This window comes from Lactococcus sp. FSL K6-0773 (assembly GCF_038006485.1).
In the GTDB taxonomy this organism is placed as follows: Bacteria; Bacillota; Bacilli; order Lactobacillales; family Streptococcaceae; genus Lactococcus; species Lactococcus lactis.
Genome location: NZ_JBBOVF010000003.1, coordinates 52,540 through 62,446, shown reverse-complemented (window position 1 = coordinate 62,446; position 9,907 = coordinate 52,540). Strand labels below are relative to the sequence as shown.

The 9,907-nt window shown below is 33.0% G+C and carries 9 protein-coding genes and 3 pseudogenes; 6 read left to right on the top strand and 6 right to left on the bottom strand.

All coding sequences use genetic code 11. The features are described from left to right. Positions 1–58: 58 nt before the first annotated feature. Both MHB61_RS13395 and MHB61_RS13390 read right to left on the bottom strand, forming a co-directional pair. Positions 59–737: pseudogene (locus MHB61_RS13395) on the bottom strand (IS6 family transposase). Between the two features lie 76 nt (positions 738–813). After that, positions 814–2,424 carry an L-lactate permease gene (locus MHB61_RS13390; protein WP_137016211.1) on the bottom strand — a complete coding sequence of 537 codons (1,611 nt, stop codon included), beginning with the start codon at positions 2,422–2,424 and terminating at the stop codon, positions 814–816. 600 nt (positions 2,425–3,024) lie between these two features. On the opposite strand from MHB61_RS13390, the gene MHB61_RS13385 reads away from it, so the two are divergent. The 3 genes and pseudogenes from MHB61_RS13385 (at position 3,025) to MHB61_RS13375 (ending at position 5,289) form a co-directional block, all read left to right on the top strand. Beyond that, positions 3,025–3,704, top strand: a protein-coding gene (locus tag MHB61_RS13385) for an IS6 family transposase (protein WP_195919024.1) whose coding sequence is annotated in 2 segments (ribosomal slippage) — positions 3,025–3,637 and positions 3,637–3,704 — 681 coding nt in all. Because the reading frame shifts where the segments join, the coding sequence is not laid out codon by codon here. A gap of 67 nt (positions 3,705–3,771) precedes the next feature. Continuing rightward, positions 3,772–4,409, top strand: a pseudogene (locus MHB61_RS13380) (recombinase family protein). A 16-nt stretch (positions 4,410–4,425) separates the two neighbouring features. Beyond that, positions 4,426–5,289 (top strand): CPBP family intramembrane glutamic endopeptidase, encoded by an 864-nt coding sequence (locus tag MHB61_RS13375; RefSeq protein ID WP_017865272.1) that lies wholly within the window; start codon positions 4,426–4,428, stop codon positions 5,287–5,289. Positions 5,290–5,804: 515 nt separating this feature from the next. On the opposite strand, the gene MHB61_RS13370 is transcribed toward MHB61_RS13375, so the two are convergent. Continuing rightward, the gene (locus MHB61_RS13370; RefSeq protein ID WP_162531832.1) at positions 5,805–5,969 is read right to left on the bottom strand and encodes a putative holin-like toxin; all 165 of its coding nucleotides are present in this window, start codon (positions 5,967–5,969) and stop codon (positions 5,805–5,807) included. A 356-nt stretch (positions 5,970–6,325) separates the two neighbouring features. On the opposite strand from MHB61_RS13370, the pseudogene MHB61_RS13365 reads away from it, so the two are divergent. Then, positions 6,326–6,571, top strand: a pseudogene (locus MHB61_RS13365) (IS6 family transposase); the annotation flags it as partial. Between the two features lie 84 nt (positions 6,572–6,655). Here the strand turns inward: MHB61_RS13365 and MHB61_RS13360 are convergent. Both MHB61_RS13360 and MHB61_RS13355 read right to left on the bottom strand, forming a co-directional pair. Beyond that, a complete protein-coding gene (locus tag MHB61_RS13360) occupies positions 6,656–7,360 on the bottom strand; it encodes a CPBP family intramembrane glutamic endopeptidase (protein ID WP_017865276.1) in 705 nt (234 codons plus the stop codon). A gap of 110 nt (positions 7,361–7,470) precedes the next feature. Further along, the gene (locus tag MHB61_RS13355) at positions 7,471–7,620 is read right to left on the bottom strand and encodes a lactococcin family bacteriocin (RefSeq protein WP_017865277.1); all 150 of its coding nucleotides are present in this window, start codon (positions 7,618–7,620) and stop codon (positions 7,471–7,473) included. Positions 7,621–7,776: 156 nt separating this feature from the next. On the opposite strand from MHB61_RS13355, the gene MHB61_RS13350 reads away from it, so the two are divergent. Next, positions 7,777–8,457 (top strand): IS6 family transposase, encoded by a 681-nt coding sequence (locus tag MHB61_RS13350; protein ID WP_262652344.1) that lies wholly within the window; start codon positions 7,777–7,779, stop codon positions 8,455–8,457. Between the two features lie 288 nt (positions 8,458–8,745). After that, complete coding sequence (locus tag MHB61_RS13345) at positions 8,746–9,300, top strand: recombinase family protein (protein ID WP_174131687.1); 555 nt, start codon at positions 8,746–8,748, stop codon at positions 9,298–9,300. A 380-nt stretch (positions 9,301–9,680) separates the two neighbouring features. Here MHB61_RS13345 and MHB61_RS13340 read toward each other — a convergent pair whose 3' ends face one another. Next, positions 9,681–9,773, bottom strand: coding sequence for a KxYKxGKxW signal peptide domain-containing protein (locus MHB61_RS13340; RefSeq protein ID WP_137016019.1), 93 nt, complete (start codon positions 9,771–9,773; stop codon positions 9,681–9,683). Positions 9,774–9,907 lie beyond the last annotated feature (134 nt).

Genomic DNA, 9,907 nt, shown 5'->3' with positions numbered 1-9,907 from the left:
AAAGGTTCTGTTGCAAAGTTTCCCAAAAGAGTATAGAAGTCCTAGTTTAACATTTTGACTATGCTGGGATCCCCATCAGAACTTTAATTTCAGTCGACACCGAAAATCCGAAGAGCGTTCCGTTTTTCGGTTCTTTTTGTATATTCCTCGAATAGTCTCCATGCCCTTAATCGTGGTTGAGGCAGTTCGTAAACTTCGATAAAATTTATTACGGCGCTTAATTGGACGATGGTCCTGCTCAATTAAATTATTGAGATACTTAACTGTCCGATGTTCTGTCTTGGTATATAAACCGTTAATCTGTAGCTTTCTGAATGCAGAGCTAATCGATGGTGCTTTATCGGTTACAATCACTCTAGGTTGTCCAAATTGTTTATGGAGCCGTTTTAAGAAAGCATAAGCCGCCTGAGTATCCCGTTTCTTTCGTAACCAAATGTCTAAAGTTAATCCATCAGAATCAATGGCTCGATAGAGATAATGCCAACGTCCTTTAATTTTGATAGAGATTTCATCCATTTTCCACGAATAGAAGGACTGTCTATTTTTCTTTTTCCAGAGATGATAGAGGATTTTACTGTATTCTTGTACCCAGCGATAAATCGTAGTGTGACAAACGTCAACCCCACGATCATAAAGGAGTTCTTGGACTTCACGATAGCTCAGATTGTAACGCAGGTAGTAACCAACAGCGACAATAATCACATCTTTTGAAATTGTTTCCCTTTGAAATGATCCATCTGTCTACCCTCACTCTCGTTTTCTTACATTTTACAATAAATCAGGAGTTATGGGGAACTTTGCAACAGAACCGTTTCAAGTGAGGACGAGATAAAGTGAAGTCGATATGGCAATCAAGCTTGCGTAGAGTAATGCTGGAACAATTGTCTTTCTCAGGATTTCACCTTCTTTTCCAAAAAGACCAACGATTCCACTGACTGCCACAATATTAAATACACAAATCATATTTCCAGCCGCAGCACCAATAACTTGCCCAGCTAATACTGCATTGATGGGAAGTCCAGAATCATAGGCAATATCGGCTTGAATAGAGGCAAAGGTAAGATTAGATACAGTGGTACTTCCAGTAATAAAGGAACCTAATTCACCAATAAATGGAGCAATAAATATCCAAACACCTGATAAGTATCTTGAAAGTACTTCAGCAGTATAGGAAGGCATTGATAAGTGATTTCCATTGTTCATACCTGAATTTGAAAAAATTTGGACCATAATTAAAGTTACTACGAGGGTGAGTCCTGTTCTCATAATTGTTGAAAAAACATCCTTAGCGATTGGCGTAAAAAGTTTTAGTGATTTAACTTGAACAGCCAAAGCAATCAAGGAAGCAATGGTTAATATTAAGCCAGGAGAATAAAGAATATCCCATTCCGAATTTATTTCTTTAAATCCTAGGATAGAATTCCAACTCAAATTAATGGTGTTATTTAAAAAAGTTTTTACTACGGGGATCGTTCGACTAATCAGAAGAAGTAGTACTACAATACCATAAGGTAGCCAAGCCTTTATTAGAGACATGTTTTCTACCTTCAAAGTTTGTAATTGAACCTCTTGTTTTTTTGCTTCCAGTTTTCTCCAAGGATTTTGATTAGTACTTTTAGGCAATAAAAAATTGAAACGTAATAAAACTATTGTTAGAGCAAGCAGTGTAAGTGGAGTGATAATAGATACAAATTCATAACCGATTACACGAGAATATAACCACGCAAAACTGCTATAACATACTCCAATAAATAATGTCCAGGGGATCATCTCTAGCCAATCACGTTGATTTTTCTTGTTTTTATTTAACATTATTGTCATTAATAAGACTAAAATAGTTGGCATAAATGCACCACCTAGAAGATCTAGGGAAGTTATTGTCGAAGAGACTTGAGAGAAAATATGATTTCCTTGTTCTTGAGCAGCATTACTTAAACCAACTGTAATTGGGGTACCTACTGCACCAAATGCGGCTGGTGTAGAATTAGCGACTAATGCCAGTACAACAGCAGATAAAGGTGTAAAACCTAGCGCAATAAGGAGAGGAGCAGTGACCATTGCAGGAGTACCAAATCCTGAGACACCTTCAATGAGCGCCCCAAAAAGATAAGCAACCAAAATTCCTTGAATACGCATATCAAGTGAGAGTGACTTAAACCCGGCATTAATTGAATCAATCGCTCCAGTTTTACGTAAAACATTCAGGAGCATCAAAGCTCCAAACAGTATCCACAAAATTGGTAAAGTTTTATGCATACCTTGTAAGATTGAAGCAAAGATTACGTTGATTGGGATTTTCCAAAAAAAATATCCTGTTAAAGCAACAATTATGGCACTAATTGTCATTCCTGATCGTGCAGACATATTTAGAATCCCCAATAAAAAAAGAGGAATTAGAACGGCTAATAGAGCGATTAAAATCATAGTTATCTCATTTCTAGTTTTTAATATTTAAAATTAAATGAAAATACATCTCTCTATTATAGCATCTTTAATACATCTAACAAATTGTTTTAGGTGACAATACTACACTTTATGAAGAGAAACTATCGAGGAGAAGAATTCGTATAATGTGAGATAAATAAAAATTTCCTTGTATGGACACAAGGAAATAGTATTTGTTAAGTGTATTATAGTTATCTTCTTATAATAAAATCTATATTTTAGTATAAGATAGCATTGATAGTGGGAGTTTTTGGATTGTTCTCAAGAACAATAACTTCTACATTTTGCTTTACACAAGCTATTATTAATTGATTTTGTTCAATTGAGTATCCTTCTGACGTATTGAAAAAAATAATCTTTTTGATTAATCTATTATCCAGATTGTAATTAATAGTTTGGATAACATCACTTTGAATATTTAAAAAGTAAATGAACTAAAAAAGAAAAGAAATAAATGGAATATTTAAAAAAGACATTCAGTGAGTGTCTTTTTTCGTATTATTTTCGGTTCTGTTGCAAAGTTTTCCGATAAGTCTATTTTAGTGTAAAATGGGATAGAAAGACAGCGAGGACATATGGATGAATCATTTTAAAGGCAAACAATTTCAGAAAGATGTGATTATTGTCGCTGTGGGCTATTATCTACGTTACAATCTGAGCTATCGTGAAGTCCAAGAACTCCTTTATGATCGTGGGGTTGACGTTTGTCACACTACGATTTATCGCTGGGTACAAGAATACAGTAAAATCCTCTATCATCTCTGGAAAAAGAAAAATAGACAGTCCTTCTATTCGTGGAAAATGGACGAAACCTATATCAAAATCAAAGGGAAATGGCACTATTTATATCGAGCCATTGATGCAGATGGACTAACTTTAGACATTTGGTTACGAAAGAAACGGGATACACAAGCAGCCTATGCTTTCTTAAAAAGACTCCATAAACAGTTTGGTGAGCCGAAAGCAATTGTGACCGATAAAGCACCTTCTCTTGGCTCCGCCTTTAGAAAGTTACAGAGTGTGGGTTTATATACTAAGACAGAGCACCGAACTGTGAAGTATCTTAACAATTTAATAGAACAAGACCATCGACCTATTAAACGACGAAATAAATTTTATCAAAGTCTCCGTACAGCCTCTTCCACTATTAAGGGCATGGAGACTATTCGAGGAATATACAAAAAGAACCGAAAAACGGAACGCTCTTCGGATTTTCGGTGTCGACTGAAATTAAAGTTCTGATGGGGATCCCAGCATAGTCAAAATGTTAAACTAGGACTTCTATACTCTTTTGGGGAACTTTGCAACAGAACCATAAAAAATAATATGAGTAAAATTGGATATGCACGTGTAAGTAGCAAGGAACAGAACCTTGATAGACAATTAGAAGCCTTAGAACACGTTTATAAGGTCTTTTCAGATAAAGTAAGCGGACAATCTACCGAACGACCGCAATTAAAAGCAATGTTAGAATATATCCGCGAGGGAGATATTGTCGTTGTGACAGAATTAGACCGTTTAGGAAGAAATAATAGTGACCTTACAACTATCATGAATGAGATACAGCAAAAAGGAGCAACATTAGAAGTTCTAAATTTGCCCTCGATGAATGTGGTATTGACGATGAAAATTTAAGACGATTAATTAATAATTTAGTCATTGAGCTTTATAAATATCAAGCAGAGGCGGAACGAAAAAAAATTAAAGAACGTCAGCAGCAAGGCATAAAAATAGCTAAAGAAAAAGGAAAATTTCAAGGTGGCAAAAGAAAATTTGAAGAGAATGACCCCCGTTTAAATCTAGCTTTTGATTTATATTTAAAAGGTTATACAGACAAAGAAGTAGAGGAACAGACAGGAATTAATCGTCGAACATTTAGAAGATATAGACAACGTTATAATATCTACAGAGATAAACTAAAAAAACATTTAAATAAAAATCAGAGTCAGATAAATGAAAGGTAAAGGTTAGACAACTAGAATGAATAAAATTATAGATATTTGTAAATTCATAATACTAGCGTTTTTGCTTACTTTTATTATGGGGATTCCTTCACTATTTATAGGATTTTACCAAGGTCTTTACGACGCTGGAACTGGAATTAATCTAAGTGTTTTAGAAACCAATCAATTTTTAATGATAGTTGAACTAATGGGCGGAATAATGCTACCTCTTTTTTTACTAGCTACCTATAAACAAAATAAACAAGAGTTAGATATTGTAATGCCTTTTTCAAAAGAAAAGAGATTATCAAAATATATTTTAGGTTATACATTAGGTTTAGTGCTTTTATTAACTATTTGGAGTATCTCTGTATACTTCTCAGGATTTCAGATAACGATGGTATGGTCCATGTCTAATTTCAGATTATTAATTCTTTTTTTCTTAGGTTATGGATTTCAAGGTATGGCTGAAGAAATAGTATGTAGAGGCTATTTACAAGGAAGATTGATGAAAATAACCCAAAAAAGAGTCGCAATAATTATTAGTGCCTTATTTTTTTCATTTATGCACGCTACAAATGATGGAATAACACTAATGGCACTAATTAGCTTATTCTTATTTGGTATTTTTACTGGTATTATTAGAAGCTATACTAATGATTTATGGACAGTAGGAGCTTTTCATAGTGCATGGAATTTTATGCAGGGCCCTGTTCTTGGAGTTTCAGTATCAGGAAATAGTAATCAGGCGTTAATTCTTGAGTCGAAAGATACTCCTAATAAAGTTTTTTTCAATGGAGGTTTATTCGGATTGGAGGGCAGTGGGTTAACAGTAATAATTTTTATAATAGTTATTACTTTAGTACTATTTATAGGTAAAAAGCGTCGAAAATATAAATAAGGGAATTTATAGATAAGTAAATAAAAAACTTGTCTTTTTCGGAAAGTTATTTCAAGCGGAAAACCCACAGTTGAGCCATTCACATATTATGAGTGATAAAAAAGGGCTAAAAATCGCCGAATATGGTAAATTTATGAGAAAATGAGAGTTTTTTAATCGAAATACCAGGGGTTTTTTTAAAGTAATATGAGTTGTTTATCTTCAAATTTTATGATATTTTTTAAGAGCCATGAACTTAAGCAAAAAGCATATTCTGATTTCACACACGATTCGTTAGAGTATGTTTTTGATTTTATTAGTAAGAAGCATAATTTTAATTACAAGTTTTCAAGTAATTATTCAATTAATTATTTAAGTAAGTTTTCACGTAAGTTTATTTGCGTATATGTTTTTGGAGTGGTATAATAAAGATAAAGAAAAAAGGACTTGCTATAACAAGTCCTAATGTAGCCGTGTTAAGAACGGTAGCACACATATTAATCTAAATGACCTTCAATGCCCGCTAAGCAGAACGGTCATTTTTTGTTACTCGTATTTATAACAAGAATCATCAAGGTTGCAAATGCAATCATGAGACTCAATGCCTGAAATACAGTCAAAAAATTTTCGCCTTTCATGTTTTGTGAGGTTTTGCCCACGAAATAATCATAAGCACCACCTCCAATCAGGCTACCGTTCATAAACTCTACTACAATATTATAACAAAAAAACCACCCACAAGCCATTATGCTTGTAGGTGGTTTTTTGATTGAGAACACTTTATTTTCATATTTAGAAGTATAGAATTTACATCTCCATTTCTTCAACATTTTCATAATCAGATGTGACGTCACGAACCTTACCTGAGCGTTCTGCTTCGAGGCTTTCTTTCAAATCATTGTATCGTTCCATCTTTTCTTTATACTCCTCCTCTTTTGGATATGGAGCATTCTCTGCTTCTTCAATTTTATTGATTGCATTTTTGGTTCTGTTGCAAAGTTTTCCAAAAAATCTATTTTAGTGTAAAATTGAGAAAAAAGACAGAGAGGACAGAGTAATGAATCATTTTAAAGGCAAACAATTCAAAAAAGACGTCATTATTATCGCTGTTGGTTACTACCTGCGTTACAATCTAAGCTATCGTGAAGTTCAGGAATTGTTATATGATCGTGGAATAAATGTTTGTCATACTACGATTTATCGTTGGGTGCAAGAGTACAGCAAAGTCCTCTATTATCTTTGGAAGAAGAAAAATAGACAATCCTTCTATTCATGGAACATGGACGAAACCTATATCAAAATCTTATTGGGAATATCAGCCTAAGATAATTGAAATTCAGAGAGGTTGTATTTTATTTTAAAACTTCGCAACAGAACCTCTCTTCTCCTATACTATAAAATGAAAAAAAGAATTTAAAAATTGAGCAGATAAAGGGCTTAAAAGATTATAGGAAGCATGGATAAAGATACTTTCTAATACATTCTCATTGCGATAATATGCCCAAGTAACAATGAAGGATAAAAACAAATAAGGAATTATTTCAAGAGAAAGGCCTGTGTGAGCAAAAGCAAATAAAGGCCATGAAACAAATAGGGCAAGATTTTTATTTCCTACTGCTTTAAATAAAAATACTCTCCAAAGAATTTCTTCAATAATAGGAGCTACTATTCCAATAATATAATATTGCATAACTTTTGGCATGGTAATCAAATAGTTTTGTGATCTACCAACATGATTTGAAGATGAAAAACCTAACCTAATCATTAACACATTAGTAAAATAGATAAGGAGCAATAAAACAAATAGAATTACTAGTAGTCTAAATACTCTTATTGTCGACCACCCTTCAAACGTATTCTTAAAAAAACCTAAGTAATATGGAATAATTATAACAATGACTGCCACCAAAGTTAATAAGATTGGAAAAGCTAACGCAGAATTTGTATATAGAAAATCTGTAAAGGGCAATATCAAAGGATTGTCTAAATAATATGCGAATACCAAATATCCAGGAATCTTATAGAGTGTATGTAGGAGAACAAATAACAATAAATAAAAAAGATTTAATTTATATTTTTTTATAGTTTTCATATAATACTTCACCTAAAAAACAAGAAATAGATAATCTATTTCCTGTCCAATACTTAATTCACTAACAATTAATTCGACGGTTGCAAGACTACTGACTTGTCATTTAAGAATCAATATTCTAACAAAGGACGGTTTTCATAAAGAAGTGGGCCCCCATATTGATTATAGTAACCTTCACGAGTAAGTTCCAAAGCTACCCCTCCATTAATTTTAGAAAGTTCTTCATCTGAAACTACTTCAAAATTTGTTTGATTTTCCATATGTAAATCTCATTTATATTCAATAATATCAGTATACTCTTAAAATTAAAGGCATGCAATAATTTTCAAACAATTGCCAAAATGGTTCTGTTGCAAAGTTTTCTGATAAGTCTATTTTAGTGTAAAATGAATAAAAATGACAGCGAGGATATATCAATGAACTATTTTAAAGGTAAACAATTTCAAAAAGATGTGATTATTGTCGCTGTTGGTTATTATCTACGTTACAATCTAAGCTATCGTGAAATTCAAGAACTCCTTTATGATCGTGGGATTAACGTTTGTCACACAACTATTTATCGTTGGGTACAAGAATACAGTAAAGTCCTCTATCATCTCTGGAAAAAGAAAAATAGACAGTCCTTCTATTCGTGGAAAATGGATGAAACTTATATCAAAATCAAAGGTCGTTGGCATTATCTCTATCGTGCAATTGATGCGGATGGATTGACTTTAGATATCTGGTTACGAAAGAAGCGGGATACTCAAGCTGCTTATGCATTCTTGAAACGACTACATAAGCAGTTTGGTGAACCTAGAGTAATTGTCACGGATAAAGCTCCGTCTATTGGAGCTGCATTTAGAAAGTTGCAGAGGAACGGTTTATATACCAAGACGGAGCATCGAACAGTGAAGTATCTCAACAATTTAATTGAGCAGGACCATCGGCCAATTAAGCGGCGTAATAAATTTTATAGAAGTCTTCGTACTGCCTCAACCACGATAAAGGGCATGGAGACCATTCGAGGAATATACAAAAAGAACCGAAGAAATGGAACACTCTTCGGATTTTCGGTGTCGACCGAAATTAAAGTTCTGATGGGGATCCCAGCATAGTCAAAATGTTAAACTAGGACTTCTATACTCTTTTGGGAAACTTTGCAACAGAACCTAAGAGATAATAAATATTTTGGACCACTATCAGATAATTAGATATAAAATGAGCAATATTTTTTCAAAAGAAGAGTGTCCAGAAAATGGTCATTTTCTGAACACTTTTCTTTTCCTATTAAATTTCTCAAAATCATTTACATTTGTTGTTCATTAACCCGTAATTTATTCTATGTTCATTTATATATATATTTCTAAGTTATGATACAATAAATTAGAACAAAGGAGAAAAAAATGAATATCGGATATGCACGAGTTTCAACTGGACTTCAAAATTTGGATTTACAAAAAGATAGTCTAAAAAAATATAACTGTGAAAAAATATTTACTGATCATATGTCAGGAAGTAAAAAAGATAGACCTGGATTAAAATCCGCCATCGAATTTTCTCGTCCTGGGGACACGATCGTTGTTTGGCGGTTAGATCGATTAGGTAGAAATATGGAGGACCTCATTAATATTGTTAATTCTTTTAATAATAAGGGGGTAAGTTTTCATAGTCTACAAGAAAATATTACAATGGATAAATCAAGTTCGACTGGACAATTGATGTTTCATTTATTTGCGGCCTTTGCGGAATTTGAGCGAAACCTTATTTTAGAACGTTCTGCCGCTGGTAGAGAAGCTGCACGTGCAAGAGGACGACTTGGAGGAAGACCTGAGAAATTTTCGGAGCAAGACGTAAAGCTTCTTAAAACCTTGGTAGAAAGTGGTACGCCGATTAAGTCGATTGCGGATTCTTGGGGAGTTTCAAGAACCACAATTTATAGATATATTAATAAGTTTTAGAATAAAATAAAAGACCGGCTCACAACGATTAAGTTATTGGCTGGTTTTTAAATATTCTACTTTTATATATTTATTTTTTGGAAAAAAATAAAGTTAATAGCTTATAAATTGAATAGTTATCTCAATTCTTTCTTATTAATTTTTTTAACTTTGCAACAGAACCCTTTGATATATTGCACCACAAAATTTGAACCAAAATTGTCCAATTAATTAAAGGAGGCTCAGTCACATTATAGAGTATCCATTTGCGTTAAAACAAAAATCTATTTAAAACAAGGGGAGTGTACTGAACTTATTGTTTATGAAAACGGTTGAATTAGAAAAGCGCCTTTCAAAAGGTGCTTTTTGTCTTTCTAGTTTGAAAAATATACTCTATTTTTTTATTCTTCGTAACTCATTCTTTTCCCTGATTTCCAAGTTCGAAAATGAGACTTGGAGGTAACCGTAGTCACTTCTGGCCGTATTTTTTTCATTTATTCTCTCCTTGCCGATACTTTTTTATTGAGTATCACTATGAATATATATTATAATATCACATTTAGGTAACAAAAGAACCTTAAGGTTATTGATTTGTAATATTTATAGAATACAACTTTTTCCCTTGACT

What these genes read in the sequence shown, in the direction of transcription:
- MHB61_RS13390 (WP_137016211.1), bottom strand. Translation starts at nt 2,424, where the DNA reads ATGATTTTAATCGCTCTATTAGCCGTTCTAATTCCTCTTTTTTTATTG.
- MHB61_RS13375 (WP_017865272.1), top strand. Translation starts at nt 4,426, where the DNA reads ATGAATAAAATTATAGATATTTGTAAATTCATAATACTAGCGTTTTTG.
- MHB61_RS13370 (WP_162531832.1), bottom strand. Translation starts at nt 5,969, where the DNA reads ATGAACGGTAGCCTGATTGGAGGTGGTGCTTATGATTATTTCGTGGGC.
- MHB61_RS13360 (WP_017865276.1), bottom strand. Translation starts at nt 7,360, where the DNA reads ATGAAAACTATAAAAAAATATAAATTAAATCTTTTTTATTTATTGTTA.
- MHB61_RS13355 (WP_017865277.1), bottom strand. Translation starts at nt 7,620, where the DNA reads ATGGAAAATCAAACAAATTTTGAAGTAGTTTCAGATGAAGAACTTTCT.
- MHB61_RS13350 (WP_262652344.1), top strand. Translation starts at nt 7,777, where the DNA reads ATGAACTATTTTAAAGGTAAACAATTTCAAAAAGATGTGATTATTGTC.
- MHB61_RS13345 (WP_174131687.1), top strand. Translation starts at nt 8,746, where the DNA reads ATGAATATCGGATATGCACGAGTTTCAACTGGACTTCAAAATTTGGAT.
- MHB61_RS13340 (WP_137016019.1), bottom strand. Translation starts at nt 9,773, where the DNA reads ATGAAAAAAATACGGCCAGAAGTGACTACGGTTACCTCCAAGTCTCAT.